The sequence below is a fragment of the Bacteroidota bacterium genome (assembly GCA_008933805.1).
In the GTDB taxonomy this organism is placed as follows: Bacteria; Bacteroidota; Bacteroidia; order UBA8524; family UBA8524; genus SB11.
The window spans coordinates 28,634-55,430 of sequence record WBUH01000002.1 but is presented as its reverse complement, the minus strand read 5'-3'; the positions used below and the strand labels follow the sequence as shown (position 1 = coordinate 55,430).

Below are 26,797 nucleotides of genomic sequence, written 5' to 3'. Positions count from 1 at the left end.
CTTTCCGCTTAATCCTTCTTCAAATGTTGCCAGCCTTGTGCTTGCAAAGCAAACTTATTATTGTTACGGGTAATAATATTAATGCCTTCGCTTTGTGCTGTACAATGTCCAATTACAGTAATAGGTTTGTGGCTCTTAATTTTATCATACTCACTTTGCGGAATGGTAAACAGCAGTTCGTAATCCTCACCGCCGTTCAAGGCTGCTGTGGTAACATCCAATTTAAACTCTTCAGCCATCTGAATGGTTTGGTGGTCAATCGGTAGCTTCTCTTCATACACATTCATCCCCACGCCCGATTGACTGCATAAATGGAAAATTTCAGAAGCTACCCCGTCCGATACATCAATCATAGATGTAGGGACAATCCCTTTTCCTGCCAACCATTCAACAACGTCTTTGCGAGCTTCGGGTTTCAACTGACGGCTTACAATATAATCCCAGCCTTCCAAATCGGGTTGCATTTGCGGATTGGCTAAAAACACTTGCTTTTCACGCTCCAACAACTGCAAACCCATATAAGCACCGCCCACATCGCCGCTAAGGCATAATAAATCACCTTCTTTGGCGGTATTGCGGTAGGTTATTTTATTTTCTTCTACCTCACCCACTGCGGTAACTGATAAAACCAATCCCTGCCTTGATGATGAGGTATCACCGCCAACCAAATCAACATGGTAATGGTCGCAAGCAGCATAAATGCCTTTGTACAATTCTTCAACCGCCTCTAACGAAAAACGATTTGAAATCCCGATCGAAACAGTAACCTGCTTGGGTGTTCCGTTCATGGCATAAATGTCAGAAAGGTTCACCACCACAGCCTTGTAACCCAAGTGCTTCAACGGGGTATAGGCAAGGTCAAAATGTACACCTTCCAACAACATATCAGTGCTCACCAATACTTTCTTATCGCCATAATCAAGCACGGCCGCATCGTCGCCAACACCTTTTATTGTTTGTGTGTTTTTGTGTTCAATAGCACTCGTAAGGTGTTTTATCAAACCAAACTCACCTAAATCTTGCAATTCGGTTCTTCCTGCGTTTTCAAACATGGTATTAGTTATTTGTTATAAGTAATTGGGTATTGGGTTGCTTCCCTATACCGTTAAATTAAAGGACTAATTGAAGTCCGTCGTAGGCAATGTGTATGCCTGCGGGCAGCTCTTTGCTCACCTCTTCGTGCTTGCCCATTTGGTGGCTCAGATGTATCAAATACGTATCAGGCACTTGCAGCTCTTGCGCAAGGGCAATGGCCTCATCCAACGTAAAATGCGAAATGTGTTCGGTTTTACGAAGTGCATTCAGAACCAGTGCTTTACTACCTTTTATTTTTTCTTTTTCGGCTTCATCAATGCGGTTAGCATCGGTAATGTAGGTGAAATCACCAAAACGGAAGCCCAACACCGGCAAGCGGTAATGCCAAACCATTATGGGTTCAATTTTAGTAGTCCCGATGGTAAAAGGGGTATTGTATTCAATGGTATTCATCTCCACCTCAGGGATGCCGGGGTATTTTTCATCGGCAAACACATAATGGAAATCACGCCTCAAAGCTTCTTGCACTATCTTATCGGCGTAAATGGGTACAGCATTTTGCTGCACAAAATTATACGCCCGTATATCGTCCATTCCCGCAATATGGTCTTTGTGGGCATGGGTAAATATTACTGCATCAAGGGTGTTAATGTTTTCGCGCAACATTTGCTGACGAAAATCAGGACCGGTATCAACAACCAAACTCAACCCGTTTGTTTCAACGTGTATCGAGGTTCGTAAACGCTTGTCTTTGGGGTCGGGTGATTGGCAAACTTCACAACCACAAGCTATTACGGGGATACCCTGCGAAGTGCCTGTGCCTAAAAAAGTAACTTTCAAGGGTGAAGCTGCTTTAATGATTGGGGTTTGAGGTCTCAGGCGGATTCGAACCGCCGTAAAGGGTTTTGCAGACCCGTGCCTAGCCACTCGGCCATGAGACCTTTTTGAACAGGAGTGCAAAATTAACGCTATTTGCCAAATCTGCAAACCTTATTTGCTTTGTTTTGGTTTTAGCCTCAAAAACAGCAACATTTGTATTTAATAGTTCGTTTATTGTGATGATGACTTTAGGTAGATTATACAAGTTGGCCGCACTGGCAATTATGGGTACAGCCATCGTTTTTTTGCTGGCACAGTGCAAAAAAGATAACGGGCAAGTGCAGAACGATGTGCCCAATGTGCCTGTTAATGTTACTATTAACCTTAATTTACCCCAATACCTGCCTTTGCAAGCCCAAGGAAACTGGGTATATGAAAACGGCGGCGTTAAGGGTTTGATTATATACCACCACTACGACGATAATTTTTATGCCCTTGAACGTAACTGCCCTTACCAACCTTGGGATAGTTGCGCCAAAGTAACGGTTGAAAACAATGGGGTATTTGCCCGTTGCGGTTCGTACAAATCTCAAAGCGATACTACTTGGGTTCCTTGCTGCAACTCGCATTACGCTCTTGAGGGCGGAATACTTATCAGCGGGCCTTCGCGGTTCTCGCTAAAAAACTACCGCGTATCACAAAGCGGCAGCTTTTTATACGTAACCAACTAACCTTACAGCCACACTGGGTGTATATCCATCATCACCGGCTTGTAATTTAAATATTGTACAATGCGGGGTGCTGTTGATGTATTAGGACTTGCCCCGTGCGGTAAAGCATGGTGCCATATTATCAAATCCCCTGCATTTGCGGCAATGGGTTTAGCTCCCAACTCATAAAAGTTTTGCTCCCTCGGATTAGCATCGGGAGGAAGGCTCTGTAACCACTGCCCTACTTTATGCTGAAAACCGGGTACAGCTGTAAATGCTCCTTGATTGGCCTGTGTATCGGTAAGGTATAATATCCCTTGTGTACCAAAGGGAATTGGCTGAGACAAACTCACGTCCCAATGCAACGGCGAACCTTGAAATTTATAATTATCGGTTTCAGGAGGGTTAAAGCCACCCCTATCTGCATTCACAAATACATCCTCCCTACGCCATAATTGCCTGAAAGCATCGCGAATGCGCTTTGACCGTCGGTTTTTTTCAAGGGTTTCATGTTGCCATAACTGCACCATTATCCCGGCCTTATTTTGACCCAAATACCAAGTAGACGGGTTGCTTAAATCCACCCCTATATGGCTGCAAATGGCTGCGATTGCGTCTTCACAGCCTTGCTTATCCACCGCATTCCGCACAATTACATAGCCATTCTCGTCCCAAAATGCCAAATCAGCTTCACTTAACACCATTTCTGTATCACTTCCTAAGGCTACGGGAATATCCCCCTCCACCAAACATTTATTAAAAGACATTACTTTGTCCGTTGCCAAAGAGCCGCCATTTACTTCAAGCACCCATGCTTCAAGTTCTTCAAACGTAGGATTTTGCATGAAAAGAAATTTCAGCATTTGTTCTTCGCCAATACCCACCACTGATAGCAAACTTTTATCAATACTCCATTCATCGGCAAACATATTTGGTGTGGCCTTTCTTACTGCTATAGCCCGTTGTTTTTCCCAATATCTTTTAAGAAACATTATACCCAAACGTCCGGTATCTGTTTTTGCTGCAAGAGTAATAGTGGCATCCATAAAATAGTTTTGCCAAATCTATACAAAACATAAAATAGAAGGAAAGTATTATCATTGAATATTGAATTTGGTAAGCAATGATTAGTTTTTGGGAAAAAAATTCATTTACCCGCTATGACATTATCATCATAGGGGGCGGTATCACAGGCTTATCAACCGCCTGTTCGCTAAAAGAGAACAATCCGAAAAAAACGGTATTGGTACTTGAAAGAGGCATCTTTCCTACCGGAGCAAGCACCAAAAATGCGGGGTTTGCCTGTTTTGTTAAAGCTTGCGAAATGCTTTCGGATATTAAGTTATCCGATGCTGAAACCGTTGCTCAAATAGCCCTTAACCGCAAAAACGGTTTGGATAAGCTGCGTGCCCGATTGGGTGATAATAACATTGGCTACATACAAAACGGCGGGTATGAACTGGTTTTTAATGATGATACCGGTTTTGACCTTGGGGAAATTGAACACCTAAACCAATTATTACATCCCTATTTCAATAGTCAGGTATTTTATGATAAAACAAGCGAAATAGGTGCTTTGGGGTTTGGGAACACCAAACACTTGATATACACCCCGCTTGAAGGGCAGATAAATACAGGCATGATGATGCAATCGCTGGCGGCGTATGCAACATCGTTAGGTGTTAAGATTATTACCGGTGCCGAAGTAATTGAGTTTGATGAAACTGAAAACGGCATAAGCGTTTTTGTGAACCACCGCCAACTGAACGAGAATGTTGAGTTTGAATGTGAGAAGTTGGCCTTGTGTACCAATGCTTTTACGGGTGATTTTTTACCTGATTTGCAAATAAGCCCCGGCCGCGGACAGGTATTGATTACTAAACCTATTGACAATCTTAAGTTTAAAGGTACATTCCATTTTGAAGAGGGGTATTTTTATTTCAGAGATTTTGGCGACAGGCTATTATTTGGTGGCGGACGTAATCTTGATTTTGAAACCGAGACTACTACCGCCTACGAACGCAACGACTACATTATTAGTGAACTGAAAGATTTTATTGACGAGGTGATTTTGCCCGGCCAAGCGTATGAAATAGACCGTGTGTGGCAAGGTATCATGGGCTTTACCCCCGATAAAAAACCCATAGTCAAAAAAATTACCGACAGTATTGCCGTAGGATTCGGCTGTAATGGCATGGGCGTGGCATTAGGCAGCACCACAGGTGAAAAACTGGCAACCTTGCTGCTAGAATAGAGTTCACCTCCCTTCATCTTTTTGTTTATTTTCGCGCAGCGCACAAACAGCCACATAAAATAGCCGCAACTCACAATGTTTATAGCCAGTTTAGGTTTTTATAAAAAGCTTTCGTTCAACCGCTCAAAACGTCTTGCCCAAAAGCTGGTTCCCCTTATTACTCCTGCCAATGCTCACATCCTTGATTTTGGTGCGGGCAATATGTACATGGCAAGGGTGTTGGCCGAAACCATGCCGCAAGTACAAATAACCGCGGTAGATGTAATTGAAGACCAAAACCTTGACCGTGAATTGCTAAACAACCCTCGTGTACAGTTTAGGGTTTGTGAAGTAGGCGAATTACCTTTTGCCGAGGGTACATTTGACATAGCCATTGCATCAGCCGTAATGCACCATACCCCCGACCCTGATTTTTACCTTGCCGATTTGGCTCGCACACTAAAACCCGGTGGAAGCATTTTGCTTATAGAGGAGATGTATCACAACACTCCCGATAAGCTATACATAATGGCCGAAGATTGGATACTGAACAAAATGAAAGAGGGTGTGCCCGTTCCGCTTAATTTCAGGTCGTATAACTATTACAAGCAACTGTTTACCCGTTTAGGACTTACCATCAGCTACGAGGGGTTTATACGTCCCGGATTTCCTTGGAAACACCACTACGTATTTAAACTTACAAAAAGCTAATCAAGAGCTTATAACACTATACAAAGGCATTGCATTTTTACTTACTTTTTGGTTTACTTTGCTGCGCTATAATCAACAAAGACATACTGCAAACATGAAATACTTTTTTATCGGTTTCACAACCCTGTTGTTAACTGCTTGTAATAATTACGGAGATAAGAAGGTATTTGGAAAAGGTGAGTTGTATTACACCAGCAGTATTACTGCCGAAGAAGCCGATAAAGCAGGTAGCAAAATACAGGAAACCGGCTACTTTACCGAAGACAAGGCTGTGAGCGTGCAACTGGATAAAACAGGAAGTACTTACAAACTACGTTTTGTTGTTAACGAAAAAGCATTTAGCGACACCGCTGTAGACTTCAGCTTTAAATTTATAGCTTCATCCGTTTCTCAAGCATTATCAAATGCAGTGGTAGTACCTGAAATGTGCGACAACTCTTTCTCTACTAAACGGATTATCCAATAACTCTTTTTCCCCTCTCACTTACTAATAAACCCTTGCTGCATTTGGCAACGGCATTGCTATTCCCATTAACAATATGTGCCTAATCTTTGGCAAATTGGATTTGTCATTTTCCATTTATTTATCCGCTTGCAATAACGCTATGTACACCTTTCCAATCACCATTAACCGCTAATAAACACAAAAGGCACGCAATGCGTGCCTTTTGAATAAATACTTTATAGTAGTATAATCTCTGTTTCTATTAAGGACCTGTTTCGTGCAAAATGCTCTCTTTCAGGTAAGGGTGGTTTTTGGGGAACAAGTTTGCCTTGCCCAAAGCGCTCAACACCATAAAGATGTAGATGCCTGCAAACAATATCGGCATACCAATTTCAAGCAAACCAAAGTGTGCATTCTCTTTCATTACACCAGGTGTAACCAAGATAAATACGTCGCTCCAGTGACCTACCAATATAACCGATGCACCAATTACCAAAGGCACAGTGCTGCGTTTGTTTCCGCGAGTCATAAACCATAAGAATGGGAAGAAGAAACACAATGCAAGGTTAAACCAGAAGTGAGTGCTGTAAGGGCCATCAAAACGGGCATTGTAATAGGTTACCTCTTCAGGTATGTTTGCGTACCAAATCAATAAGTACTGAGCCAACCAAATGTATGTCCAGAAAATACTGAAGGCAAACATGTATTTACCTAAATCGTGCAAATGTTCGCCGTTAACAAAGTTCAAATAACCTTGAGATTTAAGGAACAACACTAACAAGGTAAGAACAGCCATACCCGATACAAAACCTGTAGCAAAGTTATATACTGAATAGATGGTTGAAAACCAGTGTGCATCAACCGACATTACCAATAACCATGTTAGTATTGAGAATGCGAAAGCAAAGATGAAAGTGAAAGTTGCTGAAATACGGAACGATTTATTGAAGTGTTTCAAACCACCAACTTCATCTTCTTTCAAAGAGTTTTTGCGAATCAGGTAAGTGAATAGTATAAACAAACCCACGATTACGATAATACCGCCGTAAAGGAAACCACCGTTAAGAAACGCTGATTTGCCGGCAATAATAGAGTCGTAGTTTGGGCTGTTAGGGTCTGTTACCCCTTCGTGCATCCAGTGGTACAATTCATTTGCACCAAAAATTGCTGTTACTAATAGAGTTATTAAGGCTACAGGCAAATAAGCTCCCATAGCTTCAGGGATACGTTTAATTGCAGCTGACCAGCCTGCCTCTGCAAGGTAGTTTACGGCTACAAAGAAAGTACCCATGATAGAAATCAAGAAAAAGAACCAACTGTTAATAAGCAAGTTGCTCCAAATACGGGCGGTCCATGATGGTCCGTGGTGTGCATCAGCGTGTCCTGTTTCTTGACCTGCCGATACTAATGCCGCATGGTGTGCATCGTGGCTGCTTGCACCGCTTTTATGCATAATAATGCCTGCCACCGTAAGCACAAGGCCCACTGCAATAAGCACCATCACCCACATTTTGGTGCGGCTGCTCATCACATATCTTTCATCAGCTAATTGTATATTTTCGGTATGTGCCATTGCGGTTAGTTAGTTTTTAGGTAATTAATGTAATGGATAACTTCCCAACGTTGTTGGGGGGTAAGTACTGATGCGTATGAACCCATATTGTTCAAACCATAAGTAATGGTGTGGTATGCACCACCATCAGTAAGGTTAAGTATCCTTGCTGATTTGTATGAAGGAATACCTGCAACTTTTGCAGCTACAGGGCCTTTACCCAAACCGTCAACACCGTGGCAAGGAGCACAGTTAATGTTGTAAAGCCTCTTACCGTTTGCAAGAGATTTTTCAGTTAACTGAATAGGGTTTTGCAACATTTTTGAAGCTGAATCTTTACCGCCGATAGAATTGGCATAAGGATATTGCATCCACAAAAAGTTGTTTATTAATACATGGCCTGCTTCAAAATCTAAATCACGAGGGATAGAACCTTTTACAGGGTCACGCATGGTTTTACCATCTTTGGTAAGCATCACCGTTTTTCCGCTCACAGTTACCAATTGGAACTGTTTGCTTTCTAACTGGGTCATAGGCTCATATCCTTTTGATACATACATATCAGGTGCATATTCAACACCGGGATCATCACCGCCTGCTACACCGCAGCTTTGCAACATAACTGCTGCAGCCATAGCGGGTAGTATAAGCTTCAATATATTCTTTGTCATTTGCTTACTCCTTTCTCCCTTGTTTCAATAGCACCATTTTGCATCATCACACCGGCAATTTCTTCACGGCTGTGGTGTTGTTCATCCATGTTAATGGCTATGATATATAAATCGTCTGTCTGACGTAGGTCAACCAATTTCTCACGTTGACCGTGTACCATCCTGTTACGGTAAAAAAACAATATCATCATACCAAAAGCAGTAAACAACACGGTAAGCTCAAACGTTACAGGAATAAAGGCAGGTACATAACCACCGTTGGGTTTACCACCTATATTCATTGGCCAATCAAAAATGTTGGTGTACATTTCAAGCGTTACAGCTGATATGGTTCCGGTAAGGCCGCACAAAAATGCAGCAATTGTAAGACGGGTACGCTTAATGCCCACTGCCTTTTCTATACCGTGCACGGGGTGTGGGGTATAGCAATCCTCAACAGGCACACCCATATCCTTCATCTTGTAAGCTGATTTCAGGAATTGGTCGGCATCATCATAGATACCGTAAAGCATATTATTGGTTTTATTGCTCATCGCTTACTAAAAATTTCGTTATTAGTGGTTATCGTTATGATTGTGGTCGTGACTATGACCGTGGTCATCATGACCATGCTCGTCATCATGGTGTTTGTGAGGAAGGATTGATTTTACCTCAGCCATGTTGATTACAGGTAGGAACCTGCAGAACAAGAAGAAGAAGGTAAAGAACAAACCGAATGAACCCACAAATATACCTACCTCAGTTGGGGTTGGATAATACATAACCCAGCTTGAAGGAAGGTAATCACGGTGTAGTGAGGTTACGATAATTACAAAACGCTCAAACCACATACCGATGTTTACAATGATTGACATTACAAAAATGAACCAAGGTGTAGTACGTGCCCATTTAATCCAAAATACCTGAGGGGCAATAAGGTTACATGTCATCATACTCCAGTAAGCCCACCAGTACTCACCGCTCATACGGTTAAGGAACGCATACTGCTCATAGTTTACACCAGAGTACCAAGCGATAAAGAACTCAGTAATGTATGCCAAACCTACCATAGAACCGGTAAGCATTACGATTTTACACATTGCTTCTAAGTGACCCGATGTGATGTAGTTTTCGTAGTTCATTACCTTACGGGCAATAACCAACAGCGTTAACACCATACCGAAACCTGAGAAGATAGCACCCGCAACGAAATATGGCGGGAAGATGGTAGTGTGCCATCCGGGAACTATTGAGGTAGCAAAGTCCATAGATACGATGGTGTGCACCGAAAGTACCAGAGGAGTTGAAATACCTGCCAAAATCAACGATACAACTTCGTAACGTGCCCAAGTACGTACTGAACCATCCCAGCCCATAGCAAAGAAGTGGTACATAAATTTACGAACTTTGGTTGTAGCACGGTCACGTACTGAAGCAATATCAGGAATCAAACCCAAGTACCAAAACAATAGTGATACTGAGAAGTAAGTTGATATCGCAAATACGTCCCAAAGCAATGGTGAGTTAAAGTTTACCCACAACGAACCAAATGCGTTAGGCATTGGTAGCGCCCAGTAAGGTCCAATCCATACCCTACCCATGTGAAACAAAGGGAATATGGCGGCACACATTACCGCGAAAATTGTCATCGCTTCAGCTGAACGGTTGATAGACATCCTCCATTTTTGGCGGAACAGCAAAAGGATTGCTGAAATCAGGGTTCCGGCGTGACCGATACCCACCCAAAACACGAAGTTGGTGATATCCCAAGCCCAGCCTACAGTTTTGTTGATACCCCACAAGCCTAAACCTTGTGTTGATGATGTCCACAAATTCCATAGCAGTAGCCCTAAACAAAATACCGAAATGATGAAACCTATCCACCAGGCTTTGGTGGGCTTGTTTTCCATTGGGCGGCAAATGTCGCGGGTTACATCAGCTACCGTTTTTCCTCCTGTTACAAGCGGTTCTCTTATGGGAGATTCGTACATGGCTTATATATTCTTGTTAAGTGTAACTTTCTTTTTAATTAATTATTAATGAGCGTGTTCGTGCTCAGCTTTCTTTTCAGTTTTGGTTGCGTGTGCAGCACCTATTTCTTCGGTGTTGCGAACTTGTGTCATATACACAACCGCAGGCTGAACGTTCAATTCATCCAACATGTGGTAAGCACGTTCGTTGCGGTACAAGCGTGAGATTTCGCTTTCAGGATCTTTCAAATCACCAAAAACAATAGCACCTGATGCGCAAGATTGTTGACAAGCTACTTTCACATCACCGTCTTTTAGTTTGCGGTTTTGCAACTTAGCTTGAAGTTTACCGTATTGGATACGTTGAATACAGAATGAGCATTTCTCCATAACACCTCGGGTACGAACGGTAACATCGGGGTTGATAACCATTTTACCCAAGTCGTTATTCATGTAATAATCAAACTTGTTATTGTCGTTATAACGGAACCAGTTGAAACGGCGCACTTTGTATGGGCAGTTGTTTGCACAATACTTAGTACCGATACAACGGTTGTAAGTCATTTGGTTCAAACCTTCGTTGCTGTGAGTTGTAGCAAGTACAGGACACACAGTTTCGCAAGGAGCGTGACCGCAATGTTGACACATCATAGGAACGTGTGATACGCTCACGTTGTCATACATTTCAGGGTGATCTAAGTAACCATCTGTTTCACCGATACCCAAATCACCGGCTTTAGTGAAACCGGCACCCAGTTGTTTATCTTCAGGGTTTGGAGTAGTTGGAGAGAAACGGTAGTAACGGTCGATACGTATCCAGTGCATTTCACGACGACGACGTACTTCATCACGACCTACAACAGGAACGTTGTTCTCAGCATTACAACTTACGATACAAGCACCGCAACCGGTACAAGCATTCAAGTCGATTGCCATACCCCATTTGTGGCCTTTGTTATCGTGTTCTTCCCAAAGGGTGTAGTACTGACCGTTGTTTTTAGGGTCGCGGATAAGCCCGTGGTGATCGTGATTACCTGAACGTGGGTCACGTTGGTATGCAGGCAAGCTGGTTTCTTTCACTAAATCCCTGCCCTCAATAGAGTGGTGGGTTTGGGTGCGAGCCAACTCATAGCGAGCGCTGCCTTTTTCCAATTTAACACCGGCTGATGTTACGTTGGTTATCGCATCATTTTTGTAGCTGCGTGCCGGGAATACATCCACACCACCTGCTTCTTTTGCAACTTTACCACCCTCTTTGCGTCCGTAACCTAATGCGATAGCAACAGTGTTACGTGCTTGACCGGGTTGGATAATTACAGGAACGTTTTCAAACTTAACGCTACCTACAGTAACGTTAACTGTATCGCCTTCTTTAACCTTAATAAGGTCAGCATTGTATTTAGAAAGGCTGGCAAAGTTATCCCAAGTTACTTTGCTGATAGGATCTGGCAATTCTTGCAACCAAGGGTTGTTAGCATCACGACCGTCGCGTAGTGCGCTGCTTTCGTAAGCAACAAACTCTAACTCAGCGTCAGCAGCACCTTTGGCAATTTTGCTCGCCATTTCGCCCATATTGGCAGCTGAAGTAACCGCAGTAGTAGCTATAGCAGTCATTTCAAACACACCATTCTGGATGCTTTCGTTCCACATTTGTGAAAACGAAGTGTATTTGCTTTGCAAACCAAACATTTTGGTTTGCCAGTTATTTTTAATGTAATCGTAAGCCGCAGTGTTGTTACCTGCCCATACTAAGATGCTTTCAAGCACTTGGCGGGTTTCAAACACGCGTTGCATGGTAGGTTGCGTAAATGCAAAATACCCTGCTTTGGTTTCGTTATCACCCCAGCTCTCTAAGTAGTGGTTATCAGGGGTAAGGTATTGGCAAAGTTTAGCAGTTTCATCAATGCTGTATGCTGCGCTAACAGACAATTCAGCCTTTTTAATACCTGCTTCAAACTTCTTAGCATTGTAGTAAGTATATGCAGGGTTGATACCGTGCATGATAACAGCCTTAACAGTGCCGTTGTTCAACTCATCTACAAACTTCTCAAACGTATCATCGGTAGCACTGTATTGTTTTGAGTAGTTATCCAAATCAATAGTAGTACCGTAGTTGCCAAGCATCAAGTTGATACCGTTTACAACACACTGTGTGTAATGATCGTTGCTACCGCTTACTACCACACAATTTCCTTTGTTTTTCCAAAGGTCGGCAGCAGCATTGCCTATTGAGTTACCACCCAATTCTTTAGCACCGCTTGCTATAGCATCAACACCGGCTAGTTTAGCAACAGCATTGTACAATGCCACTACGTATTCGCCTTGTTTTGATGGCTTGATGGGCATACGCACATCAGCATTAGAACCGGTAAGAGAAAGAGTAGCTTCAAATTGGTAGTGACGTGAAATTTCTTTTTCACCGTTTAACAACCTACGGTTTCTAGACCATTGGTAAGTAAATTCGGTTGGAGAAATCCAAGTACCCAAAAAGTCAGCTTCAAAGCTCACAATCACTTTAGCCTTATCAAACTTGTATGATGGGATTACTGCTTTTCCAAAACACATTTTGTTGGCATTAAGAATGCCTGAATACGATACTGCATCGTATTGAACGTGTTGTGTAGTTGGATACTTAGCAGTAAACTCAGCAATAGCGCTTAGCATTGAGGGGCTGTTTACCGAACCTGTTACGATACGGATTGCACCACCTGCAGCAGCAATTTTGGTAAGTTTATCAGTAATTTCTTTATCTACAGTTTTCCAGTCGCTTGCTTTGCCGTCTTTCATCGGGGCATCAAGCCTTTCTGAATCGTACAAGCTCAACAGCGATGCGTGCCCTGCGGCATCAACACCACCACCGGTAAAACCTTTGTTGTTGCCTTCTATTTTAATAGGGCGACCTTCACGGGTTTTTACCAATATAGGCTGACCTTCGTAGGCAGTAGCATACCAGTTGGGTATACCTGGGTTCACCTCTTCAGGCTTTGTAACATAGGGTATAACATTTTTAACAGGGGCTGTGTTACAGGCTGCCAAGGCAACGGCTGAAACACTAAACCCGAAGTATTTAAGGAAATCCCTGCGGTTCGACGAAAGGCTCATTGTGCTTTCGCTAAACACTTCGTCAAGCGGAAGGCCTTCGGCAAACTCGTTTTTGTTTGCTTGAACAAAACCGGGTTCCCTGTTCAGTTCCTCTAAACCTTTCCAGTATTTAGTTTTATTTTCCATCTAACGTTTATTATGATGAAGGTTTATTTCTCAGAATTTAATGTGTGAGGTTGGTAATCTTTGTTACTTAACTATTAATAGTGGCATTTACCACATTCCAAACCACCGTTCATGGCTACTGTCAAACCTTTACGGCCCATGCCTTTAAGGTCTTTGTGAAGTTTTTCGTAGTAGTCGTTGTTTTCAACGTCAATTTTAGCTTCACGGTGACAGTTTACGCACCATCCCATTTGTAGGCTGGCAAACTGCTCAACTTTCTTCATGGTTTCAATTGGTCCGTGGCAAGTTTGGCACTCAAGTTTGCCCACGCTTACGTGTTGTGCGTGGTTAAAGTATGCGTGGTCGGGTAGGTTGTGTATACGCACCCATTTAATTGGGGTATTGTTTTTATACGCGTCGCGTATTTTTTGAATTTCAGGAGAAACTTCACCGTTGTATTTGGCAGAAGCGTCAACACTCTTGTGACAGTTCATACAAGTGTTTACTGAAGGTACACTTGCCTGCTTACTGATTGAAGCAGTAGAGTGACAGAACTGGCAATCCATTTTGTATTCGCCGGCGTGCAAGCTGTGGTCAAATGCAATAGGCTGAACAGGAGCATAACCTTGTTGTACACCTATCTCTTCGTTTGCATATTTAAAGTACGCACCACCGCCTATAACACCTACAATAAGTACTAATACAAGTACAGTAATGGTAGGGTTTAAGTTTTTAACCCAAGGGGTAAACTTGCTTTCATACCACGAAGGTTGGTTCAACTCTTCCTCTTCGGGGAATTTGGCAGCAAGCATCTTTTTCATCATAGCCTGTACCCTTGATAATAGTAAGCCCATCACAAGTAGTACAAAGGCTAGTACTAATAAGATTATCATAGTGGTTGAACTATAAAAACCTTCATCCTTTTTAGAAGATACTGTTGAAGTAGCTTCAGTTGATGTTGAAGCACCGCCTTCAGCAGGAGCTGCTGCGGCAGTAGCTACAGGAGCAGACTCAACATACTTAAGGATTGATTTGATTTGGTTATCGCTAAGGAAACCAAACTCAGTCATGTTTGCTTTGTTGTTCTCTTCGTACAATTTCACAGCAACGGGGTCGCCAGAGGCAATCATTGCGGGTGAGTTTTTAATCCACTTTAACAACCAATCTTCTTTACGACGTTTAGTAACGTCGCGAAGGTTTGGTCCCACACTTTTAGCCCCGTCAATCACGTGGCATGAAGTACAGTTCTCGTTAAATAATTTTTCGCCTTCGGCAACATCTTGTGCCAAAATAGGGGTAGTAGCGAAAATGCCTAAGGCTAAGGGTAATATTAGAAGGCGTTTAAGCGTTGAAGTATGCACCATATACTCTCTTTAAGTTTTTTAAAAACTCGCGGCTCCGTAGGTTATTACTACTACTTTTACCGTGTTTTGGGCGCAAATATAGTGTGCAAAAACATTGACTGACTAAAAAAAATACACATTTCTTTAATTTAAAACACGTCTAAATAATGTTTACAAAAAACTGACAAACAATTATTTAACTGTTATAAATGACAAATAAGAGCAGGGAGATTTATGAAGGTAGTTTCACAACGTCTAACGAAGTGAACACTGAATTGTTGCTGATGAACTCAGGAACAATCTGTTTCATCTTACGAACGATGAGCTCGGTGTCCCTTACATTAAGCAACTCGATAAGCGCAGTTACTTCTTCTTGGATCACCTCGTAGTGGTAGGGTTTAATTTTTGCAATTGTAATTTTAGGGTGATGCGTTGGCAAAGTGTTTTCCGCATCATTCAACAGCTCTTCCATCAGTTTCTCACCCGGACGCAAGCCGGTAAATTCTATACTGATATCTTTACCCAAAGTAAGCCCTGATAGTTTTATCATCTTCTTGGCCAAATCAACAATCTTCACGCTCTGTCCCATGTCAAAAATAAATATCTCTCCTCCCCTGCCCATATTACCGGCTTCAATCACCAGTTGGCAAGCTTCAGGAATAGTCATAAAATAACGGGTGATTTCAGGGTGTGTAACGGTTATCGGGCCTCCTTCGGCTATTTGTTTCTTGAATAATGGAATTACCGAGCCGTTTGAGCCTAATACATTGCCAAAACGGGTAGTAATAAATCGGGTAGTGGTATTGCCTTCCCAATTGTTCAATGATTGAACGTAAATCTCAGCAATGCGTTTGCTGGCCCCCATAACGTTGGTAGGGTTTACTGCCTTATCGGTAGATACCATTACAAACTTACGGATACCGTATTTCACAGCAAGGTCAGCAAGCGTTTTGGTACCGCCCACGTTCGTATTAATAGCCTCATCGGGGTTGTTCTCCATCAACGGCACATGTTTGTATGCAGCAGCATGGTAAATAATATCGGGCTTATAATTGGCTATTATATATTCTATCTTTTCGTGGCAGCGGATGTCTGCCATAATAATATCAACCGTTTTGCTGAACCCATGATGTTTGAACAGTTCCTTAAGTCTACCCTCCAATTCATACAAAGGTGTTTCAGCTTGGTCAACCAATACCAATTTGTTAGGGTAAAAGGGTATTAATTGGCGTACAATTTCACTACCTATAGAACCGGCAGCACCGGTAATCATTATTGTTTTACCCTTGATGTTCTCGCTTATTTTCTCAAGGTCAAGTTGTATCTCATCCCTTTCAAGCAACTCTTCAATGTTTACCTTTTTAAACTGGCTAAAACTCAACTCACCGTTAATCCATTTTTCAACGGGAGGGATTACTTTAATCTTTACGTTCAGGGCAAGGCAAGCCTCGATAATATCTTTTTTACGTTGCTTGGTAATGTTTTGGATAGAGATAATCACCTCGTCCACTTTATTATCACGCAATAACTTCTCAAGATGTGTTTCAGTATGGTAAATAGGCACCCCGTCGATACGTTTTTTTGCTTTTGAGGGGTTGTCATCCACAAAGGCAATAACACGCTGGCGGTTTTTGGTTTCTTGCTCTAACGTACGTTTAGTAATAAGTCCTGAATCGCCTGCACCGTAAATAATAACATTCAATTTACCGATACCGTTGCCATTAACACCTCCATCGCTTTTTGTGATTTGCTTATACAAATGTTTGTAGGCAAAACGCGAAGAAGTCATTAATACCAATGAGATAAAGAAATCTATAATTACTACTGAATGGGGAATTATAAAATGGTTGATTGCGGGAAGGCTATTTGCAACGATGTTGGTGGCTACAAGCACCATGCTGCCCACTAAAAGAGTAACAAAAATACGGATGATATCCTGAGTACCTGAGTAACGAACAATACCGTGGTAAGTTTTGGTAAGATAGAATGAGACAAAACGAACAGTTAGGAACACCGGAATTGCGGCGTACAACGCTGTATAGTTTTCAGACGTCAATATAAAATTATGACGCAGGTAATGGGCTACAACAAACGAAAAAAGACATATGCTTAAATCTATAAGCAATATTACCCAGCGGGGTATATGACTTTTTGACGGTTTTTTCAGCACGTTATCCCAATTCATGTTACAAAATTATATTTATATCATCAAGTAATTTCCAGTCTATTATCTAAACAACGATCAACTTTCTACGGGTAGGGGTTTTTCTTGTGCGAGTGGCGTGATGAAGGATGACGGAATATTAACCAATACCGATTGATTAATGTACTCTATCCTTATCGAAGCTCTCTTTTCACCGCGGTATTCTACCATCTCCCCTTTTATCCCCATCATCGGGCCGGCCAAAATTTCTATTGGCGTTCCGGGTTTTAAGTTTTCAGCTACTTCAATGGTATCCGAAAACTCAGCTAACAGCATTTTTATTGTTTCAATCTCACGTTCGGGAATTGGCACTGCCTTACCCGAAAATGTTATAAAACGTACAACACCATGTATATTAAGAACGTTGAAATAATTTGACGGGTCAATTTTAACGAATATATACGATTTAAAAAGGGGTTCTATAACCCATTTTTTACGATCACTCCACCTTTTTAATTGTTTAGTTAATGGGAGATAATATTCAAAACCGGCCTGTTCAAACCTCTCCGCAACTTTCTTTTCAGCACGCGGGGTGGTATATATCGCATACCAATTTTTAAACGCTGTTGAACTTTCCATAGGCCAAAGTCAGCTTTTATACCTTATGACGGTTAAAAGTAAATAACACTCCTTAATATTAGCTACACAAAATTATACCTTTTATTCTTAAAGTATTAGACTTTAATATTATCAAAGGTTGTAAAATTATCCGTTTTGTTTTTCTTTCATTATTGCAAAGCGCAGTAACAGGGCTCCCAGCAGCAAAAACATAATCATTGCTACAAGGTCAGCATATGTTCCCATACCTTCTGCAACCCCGCTGTTCAGCCATACCATCAAACTCACTTCACCATCCGCACCCTGTATGGTTTTTGCAGTAAGAAACGCTATCAAAATACCAGTAAGCGAACCTCCGGCAATCAGCCCCGAGCTAAACAAAGCGCCCGAACCTATATCGCTTTCTTCGCCTTTGCGCTTGGTTATCTTGTCTGAAAGCCATTTAACCATACCACCTATAAATATAGGCGTGGTGCTGCTAAGCGGCAAATATGCACCCACGGCAAATGCTAGTGAACTGATACCGCACAACTCTACCACCGCTGAAATACCCATGCCAATAATTACAAGTCCCCAAGGCAAATCATTACTCAAAAGTCCTTTGATAACGGTTGACATAAGGGTTGCTTGCGGAGCAGGAAGCGGTTTGGCGTGCTCGGCAGTAGGTTCACCAATACCTATGGCATCGTTTAACAACATTAGGGTAAACCCAATGGCAACAACGGATACCAACACCCCAATAAGTAAACCAAGTTGCTGCTTTATAGGAGTTGCTCCTACAATAAAACCTGTTTTCAAATCCTGAGAGGTAGCCCCCGCATTGGCCGATGCAATACAAACGATTGAACCCACCACCAATGCAATGGGTTGGTAAGCATCACCACTCCATCCTATACCTACAAATATCAACGCAGTAGCCATCAGTGTAGCTATGGTCATACCCGATATAGGGTTAGATGAAGAACCGATGAGCCCCACAATACGTGAAGACACCGTTACAAAGAAGAACCCGAACACAACAATCATTACTGATGAAAGCCAGTTTACAGGTAATCCCGGCATCACTGCCATAAATACGATAAGAAACAAGCTGCCTGCAACCACCCAAATCAAAGGCATATCCTTTTCAGTACGGGTTTTTGCCTCAGCGTTATTTTTTTGATTTTTTAAATCTTTAAATGAATCTCGAAAAGCAGATACAATGGTAGGAAGGGTCTTTATCAAAGTCATTACACCACCAAAGGTTACTGCACCGGCACCAATGTAACGGATGTATTTGCTCCATATCTCATCGGCACTCATGTCTGCTATTAGTTTCACTTTTTCAGGCAACAAAGGCACAGTAAGGTAATCCCCGATAAATGTAATTAAGGGGATTAGCACTAACCACGATAATACACCGCCCGCAACCATTACCCCTGAAATGCTGGGACCTATGATATATCCCACTCCTAACAACTCAGGAGTGATTTCACCATTTACCGTCCCGTTGGGAAGTGCAGATTTGCGACTGAATACGATTTGGGGTACATCTTTCCAAAACCCGAAAACAGTCATTAATACTTTGTATAAAAAGGCTACGCCTAAACCGTAATACACTTTTTTGGCAAGGTTTCCGCCCTTTTCACCCGCAACTAAAACGTCGGCACAAGCAGTACCTTCGGGATAAGGTAGATTTCCGTGTTCTTTAACAATCAACGAACGACGCAAAGGCACCATAAACAACACCCCTAAAATACCACCGCAAAGGGCAAGAATAAAGATGGTGAAGTAGTTAAAGTAATCGATACCGCCTGAAAGAAACAACAAGGCAGGTATAGTAAATACCACCCCGGCTGCTACCGATTCTCCGGCAGAACCTATAGTTTGTACGATGTTACTTTCTAGAATGGTGGCATTGCCAATTTTTTTGAAAATAGAAATTGCCAATACTGCAATGGGAATGGAGGCACTTACCGTTAAGCCTACTTTAAGACCCAGATAAACAGTTGCTGCCCCGAATATAATGCCGAAAACAGCACCTAATATGATAGCTTTGGGAGTAAACTCAGGAATAAAGTCTTTAGCGGCTATGTATGGCTTAAACTCTTTATTGTTTTTTTCTTCCTCCATCTTAACAATTACATATAACAATCAAAAATAGTGAAATGGAACTATACAACGCATATAAAATAATAAGCAATTCGATTTGTTCGAATTGCTTATTATTCAGAATGTTGTTCTAATTAACTAAGCCTTTCTGAAAGAACTTTCTTCAGCCAGCGTAGTAATATCAGCATTAGTATTGCTGAAAAGCCTAACAAAACAAAATTTACTAAGAAAAAGTTAGTCTTGTCTTCGTATTTATCCCACATCGAAGCCAAAACACCTGAAAGCTTGTTTCCAATAGATGTAGAAAGGAACCAGCCTCCCATCATCAATGAAGTAATATGGGGCGGACTTACTTTTGAAACTAGTGATAATCCCATGGGACTTAGAAATAACTCGCCTATGGTGATTACACCATACGATGCAATTAACCACCACGTTGAAGCTTTCTCAACCCCGTTGTTTGAAGCATACACAGCACCCACCATTACCAATGTTGATAGTGCAGAAATAACGAGACCCCAAGCAATTTTTGTAGGTGTTGAAGGCTCTTTATTTTTACGGCGCAAATAAGCAAAAAACGCAACCACCAAAGGTGTCAACAATATTACCCAGCCCGGATTAATAGACTGGCTGATGTTGGTTGCCCACACGCTTATCTTACTTCCCTCTTGAGGTAGTTTTTCAGGGGCCATGTTTTTAAAATATGGCGGGTAGTTAAACTCTTTCACCACTACCCCGTTTTCTTTTGATATCCTAAACTGATCATCATATAAGGCAACACTGTCTTTACTGTATGTGATGGTTTGGGCTCCTTTAATAGTTTCAAACGCAGTTTGCGATGCACCGCTCAATTCGCGGTCGGTGTATCTGTCCGCCCATGTTGTTAGTGCAGAACCGTTTTGTTTAAATACCGCCCAAAAAAGAATTACAACAGTAAATATTGCAAGTAATGCTGCTATTGGCTTCTTTTCATTTGCGGCAGCTTTGGTGTACAATGTTCCGAAAAAGTAGATAACGGGTATGCATGAGAAGATAAAGGCATCTGTTGAATCGGATCCGAATATACTTCCTGGTAAAAACCAGCCCAGTAAACCTGCAACAATAGATGGCAGTAATATCACAAGAGTTAGTTTCGACATCGGCATATCGCCTTCCTTTACCCCTTTTTTTACATCGGCATGTGCATAGTGTTTTGTACCTACCAAGAATACAATAATGCCTATAAACATACCTACCCCGGCTGCCATAAACGCATAGCTCCATCCCAGCATAATGTATAACGCTGCTCCAAAAAAGTTACAGATAAAGGCCCCAACATTTATACCCATGTAAAAAATGTTATAGCCATCGTCTTTCTTATCCTTAAACTCCGGTGTAGAATACACATTACCTAGTAACGTAGAGATATTGGGTTTAAAAAAACCATTACCAAGAATCACCAACGTCATTGATAGATAAAGCATGGGCAAATTATGTATTCCCATCATACAATATCCAACACCCATCATTATTCCGCCTGCAATTATTGATTTACGATAACCAAAATAACGGTCGGCAAGAAGTCCGCCCAAAAACGGAGTTAAAAAAACAAGGGCAATAAAAGTTCCGTAAAGGTCTGCTGCTTCGGCTTCTGTCATTGCAAAGCCTGCTTTTACATCTTTAAGATACAATGTAAAGATGCCTATCATCAGATAATAACCAAACCGTTCCCACATTTCAGTAAAAAACAGGAATGGCAATGCTACCGGGTGTTTTCTTTCCATAGTTAAAATAAAAAAGCCTCGCATGTCGCAAGGCTTTGGTTTAAAATCATTATTAAATTATTGAACGCCGTGCATCATGCGCAACAATACTTTGCGAATTGCAAACAATATAATTGCAGCTGCACCGGCCATGTAAACAAATATCATAAAGAAATCAAAGAGAGTGTTTATCTGCATACCCAAAAACGATGGTTTCACAGGTTGCAAATTCCAAACTTCAAGTTTTTCTTCCGCTACATCTCCTTCTTTGGTCTTTTTAATATCTTTTTTATACCCTACTAAAAACTTCCCGTCTTCGCTAACTACAGCTTTTTCAAACTTTGAATTAATAGTACGGATAAGTTTAAGATGATATACAGAAATCTCTTTGGTTCCGTTTGTCAGCTCAAGTGCAGAAACATTTTCCTTTTTCTCGTCTAATGTAAACTTAGCTGTTGGCAGTTTGGTGTTTTCTTTAGCAGATAAGCTCCAAACAGCGGTATCAATAGCTTGTGAACCTACAGTTTTTATAATGCTGTCAGCTCCCTGCGCTACAGTTTCAATTTTAACTTCTTCAGGATACAAAGCACTTAATTCACCGGCAAATTTATTTGCAGTTGCAATGCCCATAAACCAAACACCCATTAGCAACGACACAAAACGTATTGGAGCTAATTTTACAACCATTGAAAGGCCTATAGGTGAAAGGCAAAGCTCGCCGATGGTGTGTATAAGGTATAACCCCACCAACCAAATCATGCTTACTTTATCCCAAGGTTGAACACCGTATACACCCCAAGCTATAAATAAATAGCCCAAAGCCAAAAAGCCTAAACCCATTGATTGTTTAACAGGCGAGGCGGGTTCTTTACCCTTGTTGCCTAATGTAGTCCAAACAGCAACTGCAACGGGTGCAAGTACAACAATGAACAAGGCGTTAAATACTTGGAAGAAGCTGGCCGGCATTGTCCAACCGAATATGACGCGGTTGGTTTGCTCTTGGGCAAAGAAGGTTAGTGATGCCCCTGCTTGCTCAAACGCGCTCCAAAAGAATATAACAAAGAAAGCTACAATGTATATAACCAGAATACGGTCTTTTTCTATCTTAGTTAGTGATGGGTCGCTGATAATAAATACAGGAAGCACAATGCAGCTTGAAAATATTACAGCCCCAATGATATCAAACTCTAATACTTTATAAAATACAAAGAACAAACCTACCAATGCCAATAAAGCAGCACCAATTTTAGCAGGACTCATTTTTGCGCTTTCTTTGGTTTCATTTTGCCTGTTGAAAGCCAATTTAGGAGGCAATCCTACTGCATGGCCTTCAGGAGAAACGATGTACTTATTTTTAAGCATTACAAAAGCCACAAGACTGATAATCATACCAATACAAGCAGCTAGGAAGCCCCATTTGAAGGCTTCAGGAACAACTGCGCCGGTCTCTGTATATTGTTCACCCAAACCACCGCAAACCAGTGGGGCAAGCAAGGCGCCTAAGTTTATCCCTTGGTAAAATATTGTAAACGCTGAATCTACACGACGGTCACCCTCAGGGTATAATTGACCTACCATTGTAGAAATATTGGGTTTAAAGAAACCGTTACCAAATATCAGAAAGCCTAATCCTGTGTACATGGCCAATTTGGCAGTATCCGGATTTTCATAAAGCCCTCCGCTTGTAAACATAAAAAACTGCCCGATGGCCATCAACACACCCCCGAAAATTATCGAGCGGCGGTTTCCCCAGTAACGATCGGCAATATATCCTCCCAATAAAGGAGTTAGATATACTAAACCTGTGTAACTACCATAAATCTGCGAAGCCAAAGCCTTATCAAAAAGCAGTGCATTAACCATGTATAAGGTAAAAATTGCACGCATCCCATAATAGCTGAATCGCTCCCACATTTCAGTGAAATACAACAGGTATAAACCTGCCGGATGTTTGGATGAAGAGTTGCTCATTGTGTATTCCAGATATTAAATTTTCGTAAAACTAACTGTTAAATTATAAAAAGCAAACTTTTAAAGTTTTTCAAGTACAAACGCAGTGATGCGGCTGAATAGGTGATAGCGGGTCATTCTGCCTCCAATGCCGTGATTTTTATTCGGATAAAATTCACTGTCAAACTTAACTCCGGCGTTTATCATGGCATTCACCATTTCTACCGTGTTCTGAAAATGAACGTTATCATCGGCTGTACCGTGTATAATTAGGTAATTACCTTTTATCTTTTTCACATGGTTGATAGGAGAGTTATCATCATAACCTGCTCCGTTTTCAGCAGGGGTACGCATAAAACGCTCGGTATAAATGTTGTCGTAGTACCTCCAGTTGGTTACCGGTGCTACTGCAACGGCAGCTTTAAACACATCTGCTCCTTTACTAATACACAATGAAGACATATAACCGCCAAAACTCCAGCCCCAAATACCAATGCGACCGGCATCAATAAAGTTTTGCTTACCAAAAAACTTAGCAGCCTCTATTTGGTCAATCGTTTCATACTTACCTAATTGTTGGTAAGTCATTTTCTTAAACTCTTCTCCCCTTGCGCCTGTTCCGCGGTTGTCAACGCAGGCAATAACATACCCTTGCTGCGCAAGGTATTGATACCACAGGTAGTTACTGCCGCCCCAACGGTTTACTGTTTGCTGGCTACCGGGTCCGCCGTAAACAAACATCAACAAAGGGTACTTTTTATTAGGGTCAAAGTTGGCAGGCTTAATCATCCAATAGTTTAGCTCAACATTTTCGCTTGTTGTAAGCGTTGCAAACTCAGCGGGAGCAAAACCGTATTCCGTCATTTTTGCGGCTAAGTCTTTGTTGTTTGCTAACTCACGCACAAGCTCACCTTTATTATTCCAAATGGCTTGGGTATAAGGTACACCCAACGCCGACTCCATATCCATATAGTAGGTATAGGTGGGGTTAAAGGTTATCATGTGATAGCCTTTGTTTTTGGTTATTTGCTTTTTGTTTTTACCGTCAATTCCTATGCTGTACAAATACCTTTCAGTCGGGCTAATTTCAGTCGAAGTGAAATAGAGCAATTTCTTTTTAGTGTCGTACCCCAAAAAGCCGTCAACCTCCCAAGTTCCTTTGGTTAGTTGGCGTACTTCTTTTCCGTCCATACCATACAGGTACAAATGGTTGTAACCGTCTTTTTCGCTGGTAATGATAAACTGTTTACCGTCGGCCAAAAACGTAAGGTTATCGTTGATGTCTATATAATACTTGTTTTCTTCGCTGTATAACGTTCTGATTGAGCCTGTAGTAGCATCTGCGGCCAACAGTTCAAACTTATTCTGGTGGCGGTTCAATCGCTGAAACGATAACACATTAGCATCGGTAGTCCATTTAATGCGGGGAATGTATTGGTCGTTTTGGCTGCCTTCGGCTAAATCAATAGTGTTGTTGGTCGCTAAATCATAGATTTTTACATCTACTACTGAGTTTGCTTCACCTGCTTTGGGGTATTTAAAAACATCTTGCGATGGGTAAAGGCTGCCGTACATATCCATGCTAAACTTCTTTACAGCACTTTCGTCAAAACGGTAAAACGCTATTTTGGTTCCGTTGGCGTTCCAATCAAACCCTTTACTCATCGTAAACTCTTCTTCGTACACCCAATCAACCCCACCGTTTATAATCGCATCTTCTTTCCCATCGGTAGTTATTTGGCGGGTTTGGCCGCTTTTATAATCAGTATAGTAAAGGTTGTTGTCTTTTACATAGGCTATCTTATTACCATCGGGCGAAAAGCTTGCATACATTACCTTATCAGCCGCAACGGGGTATGCTTTCTTTTCCTTCAAGTCCCACACGTAGTATTTGCTGCGGGTACTGTGACGGTAGATATGTTCTGTAGCTAAGCTGATAAGTATTTTGGTTTCATCACCGCTAAATTCATAACCGTATGAAGCTGCATCCTGACCCAAACCCAAATCATACGGATTAAACACCGTTTGCACTTTAACCCCTGTTTTGTACGAGTATTTTACTACAAATAGGGTGTCATCCCCTTCGTAATTATAGTAGTTCTCACCATCCGCTGAAGGCACAAACCCCGACACGGTATTCATTCTGAAGGTGTTATTCAGAAATATATCCTCAAGAGTGATTTTTTTCTGGGCTATACTGCTAAGAGTAAGCAGGGCTGCAACAATCAGCAAATTGTATTTTCTCATACTGCGTAGTGTTTTGCAAAAGTTTCAAACCTAATGGTTTTGGAGTAAAAATGTAGTGATTTAGATAAAAATAGCCCGTTTTGCCTACCAATTGCATTATAGCCAAATACACTATAAAAGCTACCTGCTTAAAAATCTTAACTTTACCTTTTAAAACACATTAAACTTTCGTAATACATAAAAATAGGCATAGTATGTGTGGCAAGAAGTAGTCTTTCCACGCCTAATTTAAAGTTTAAACATTAAAAATAATCCCTAAACATGAGGCACACACAGGCTCTACTAGTGGCCATAACCAATATACTACTACTAACATTAGCAACAAGTTGCGGAAGCAGCGACGGCAAAAATGCCCCCGGGGCAGCAGGAGCCAAACGTCCGCCAACTGCAATAAATGCATTTATTGCCCGCACCCAAAACATCACAAGCACAGTAAACGCATCGGGAACCTTGCTTGCAAACGAGGAAGTTGAAATACGTCCTGAACTGCAATTGCGCGTAGTGAACCTTTATTTTGAAGAAGGTTCTAACGTAACCAAAGGGCAACTTTTGGTGAAATTGGATGATGCGGATATTGTGGCGCAACTGAAAAAAGCACAGGCACAACAAGCACTTACCCAGAAAAATGTAGACAGGCTGGCGGAGTTGCTAAAGATTAACGGGGTGAGCAAACAAGAATACGATGCTGCACAAACCCAACAAAAAAGCTACGACGCCGATATCGAAGCATTAAAGAACCAGTTGCGTAAAACAGAAATACGCGCCCCCTTTAGCGGGCAGATTGGTTTGCGTAACATTAGCGAAGGGGCTTATGTAACCCCGCAAACACTTATTGCCACATTGCAGCAACTAAGTACGCTAAAAATTGATTTTGCAATCCCTGAAAAGTATGCCCAATCAATAAAAAACAACAGCCGTTTACAGTTTATCATCGATGGTTTTAAAGATACGTTTGATGCAACGGTATTTGCCATAGAACCCAAAATTGATGTGGCCACCCGCAACATTAAAGTGCGCGCCCGCACCCAAAACACAAGTGGTAAGTTATTGCCCGGTATGTTTGCCAACGTAAGCCTGGGCATTGCAAGCCACCAAAATGCGGTAATGGTACCTACCCAAGCCATTATGCCGATAGCAAGGGGCAAACAGGTAATTGTGGTAAAAGCCGGTAAAGCAACCTATGTACCCGTAGAAACAGGCCTGCGCGATGCTGACCTGGTGGAAATTACAAGCGGCATACAAGTGGGTGATACCGTTGTTACTACAGGGCTAATGCAATTGAAACCCAACGGTGATGTAAAAGTGGCCAAAATTGTAAAATAAGGAGGGCG

General features: G+C 41.7%; 20 protein-coding genes and 1 tRNA gene. 5 read left to right on the top strand and 16 right to left on the bottom strand.

All coding sequences use genetic code 11. The features are described from left to right. Positions 1-8: 8 nt before the first annotated feature. The 3 genes from thiL to F9K23_02365 all read right to left on the bottom strand — a co-directional run bounded on the left by thiL (position 9) and on the right by F9K23_02365 (position 1,976). Positions 9-1,052 (bottom strand): thiamine-phosphate kinase, encoded by a 1,044-nt coding sequence (thiL, locus tag F9K23_02375; protein KAB2918014.1) that lies wholly within the window; start codon positions 1,050-1,052, stop codon positions 9-11. A gap of 58 nt (positions 1,053-1,110) precedes the next feature. Further along, complete coding sequence (locus F9K23_02370) at positions 1,111-1,875, bottom strand: MBL fold metallo-hydrolase (protein KAB2918013.1); 765 nt, start codon at positions 1,873-1,875, stop codon at positions 1,111-1,113. Positions 1,876-1,905: 30 nt separating this feature from the next. Beyond that, positions 1,906-1,976: transfer RNA gene (locus tag F9K23_02365), tRNA-Cys, on the bottom strand. A 63-nt stretch (positions 1,977-2,039) separates the two neighbouring features. Here F9K23_02365 and F9K23_02360 point away from each other — a divergent pair. Further along, on the top strand, positions 2,040-2,585 hold the full coding sequence (locus F9K23_02360; protein KAB2918012.1) for a hypothetical protein: 546 nt from the start codon (positions 2,040-2,042) through the stop codon (positions 2,583-2,585). Positions 2,586-2,587: 2 nt separating this feature from the next. Here the strand turns inward: F9K23_02360 and F9K23_02355 are convergent, their stop codons facing one another. Further along, the gene (locus tag F9K23_02355) at positions 2,588-3,610 is read right to left on the bottom strand and encodes a phytanoyl-CoA dioxygenase family protein (protein KAB2918011.1); all 1,023 of its coding nucleotides are present in this window, start codon (positions 3,608-3,610) and stop codon (positions 2,588-2,590) included. A 77-nt stretch (positions 3,611-3,687) separates the two neighbouring features. Between F9K23_02355 and F9K23_02350 the strand changes: the two genes are divergently transcribed. From F9K23_02350 to F9K23_02340, 3 genes are all read left to right on the top strand, one after another. Continuing rightward, the gene (locus F9K23_02350) at positions 3,688-4,818 is read left to right on the top strand and encodes an FAD-binding oxidoreductase (GenBank protein ID KAB2918010.1); all 1,131 of its coding nucleotides are present in this window, start codon (positions 3,688-3,690) and stop codon (positions 4,816-4,818) included. Between the two features lie 75 nt (positions 4,819-4,893). Beyond that, positions 4,894-5,508, top strand: coding sequence for a class I SAM-dependent methyltransferase (locus F9K23_02345; protein KAB2918009.1), 615 nt, complete (start codon positions 4,894-4,896; stop codon positions 5,506-5,508). Between the two features lie 94 nt (positions 5,509-5,602). Next, complete coding sequence (locus tag F9K23_02340) at positions 5,603-5,974, top strand: hypothetical protein (GenBank protein KAB2918008.1); 372 nt, start codon at positions 5,603-5,605, stop codon at positions 5,972-5,974. A 241-nt stretch (positions 5,975-6,215) separates the two neighbouring features. On the opposite strand, the gene F9K23_02335 is transcribed toward F9K23_02340, so the two are convergent. The 12 genes from F9K23_02335 to F9K23_02280 form a co-directional block, all read right to left on the bottom strand. Continuing rightward, positions 6,216-7,526, bottom strand: coding sequence for a quinol:cytochrome C oxidoreductase (locus tag F9K23_02335; protein KAB2918007.1), 1,311 nt, complete (start codon positions 7,524-7,526; stop codon positions 6,216-6,218). A gap of 5 nt (positions 7,527-7,531) precedes the next feature. After that, positions 7,532-8,176: a cytochrome c gene (locus tag F9K23_02330; GenBank protein KAB2918006.1), complete on the bottom strand. Its 645-nt coding sequence runs from the start codon at positions 8,174-8,176 to the stop codon at positions 7,532-7,534. Beyond that, entirely contained in the window at positions 8,173-8,709 is a 537-nt protein-coding gene (locus F9K23_02325; GenBank protein KAB2918005.1) for a DUF3341 domain-containing protein, read from the bottom strand. The genes F9K23_02330 and F9K23_02325 overlap by 4 nt, the downstream gene beginning before the upstream one ends. A gap of 21 nt (positions 8,710-8,730) precedes the next feature. Next, positions 8,731-10,146 carry a hydrogenase gene (locus F9K23_02320; protein ID KAB2918004.1) on the bottom strand — a complete coding sequence of 472 codons (1,416 nt, stop codon included), beginning with the start codon at positions 10,144-10,146 and terminating at the stop codon, positions 8,731-8,733. Positions 10,147-10,191: 45 nt separating this feature from the next. After that, entirely contained in the window at positions 10,192-13,353 is a 3,162-nt protein-coding gene (locus F9K23_02315) for a 4Fe-4S dicluster domain-containing protein (protein ID KAB2918003.1), read from the bottom strand. Between the two features lie 74 nt (positions 13,354-13,427). Next, positions 13,428-14,696 (bottom strand): c-type cytochrome, encoded by a 1,269-nt coding sequence (locus F9K23_02310; protein ID KAB2918002.1) that lies wholly within the window; start codon positions 14,694-14,696, stop codon positions 13,428-13,430. Positions 14,697-14,907: 211 nt separating this feature from the next. Then, positions 14,908-16,860 carry a polysaccharide biosynthesis protein gene (locus tag F9K23_02305; protein KAB2918001.1) on the bottom strand — a complete coding sequence of 651 codons (1,953 nt, stop codon included), beginning with the start codon at positions 16,858-16,860 and terminating at the stop codon, positions 14,908-14,910. Positions 16,861-16,917: 57 nt separating this feature from the next. Beyond that, the gene (locus tag F9K23_02300) at positions 16,918-17,457 is read right to left on the bottom strand and encodes a UpxY family transcription antiterminator (GenBank protein ID KAB2918000.1); all 540 of its coding nucleotides are present in this window, start codon (positions 17,455-17,457) and stop codon (positions 16,918-16,920) included. Between the two features lie 126 nt (positions 17,458-17,583). After that, positions 17,584-19,548, bottom strand: coding sequence for an oligopeptide transporter, OPT family (locus F9K23_02295; protein KAB2917999.1), 1,965 nt, complete (start codon positions 19,546-19,548; stop codon positions 17,584-17,586). A gap of 113 nt (positions 19,549-19,661) precedes the next feature. Further along, entirely contained in the window at positions 19,662-21,290 is a 1,629-nt protein-coding gene (locus tag F9K23_02290; protein ID KAB2917998.1) for a peptide MFS transporter, read from the bottom strand. A 57-nt stretch (positions 21,291-21,347) separates the two neighbouring features. Beyond that, positions 21,348-23,240, bottom strand: a complete 1,893-nt coding sequence (locus F9K23_02285) for a peptide MFS transporter (GenBank protein ID KAB2917997.1) — start codon at positions 23,238-23,240, stop codon at positions 21,348-21,350. 60 nt (positions 23,241-23,300) lie between these two features. Continuing rightward, positions 23,301-25,466 carry a S9 family peptidase gene (locus F9K23_02280; protein ID KAB2917996.1) on the bottom strand — a complete coding sequence of 722 codons (2,166 nt, stop codon included), beginning with the start codon at positions 25,464-25,466 and terminating at the stop codon, positions 23,301-23,303. Between the two features lie 261 nt (positions 25,467-25,727). Here F9K23_02280 and F9K23_02275 point away from each other — a divergent pair, with 261 nt between their 5' ends. After that, entirely contained in the window at positions 25,728-26,789 is a 1,062-nt protein-coding gene (locus tag F9K23_02275) for an efflux RND transporter periplasmic adaptor subunit (GenBank protein KAB2917995.1), read from the top strand. Positions 26,790-26,797 lie beyond the last annotated feature (8 nt).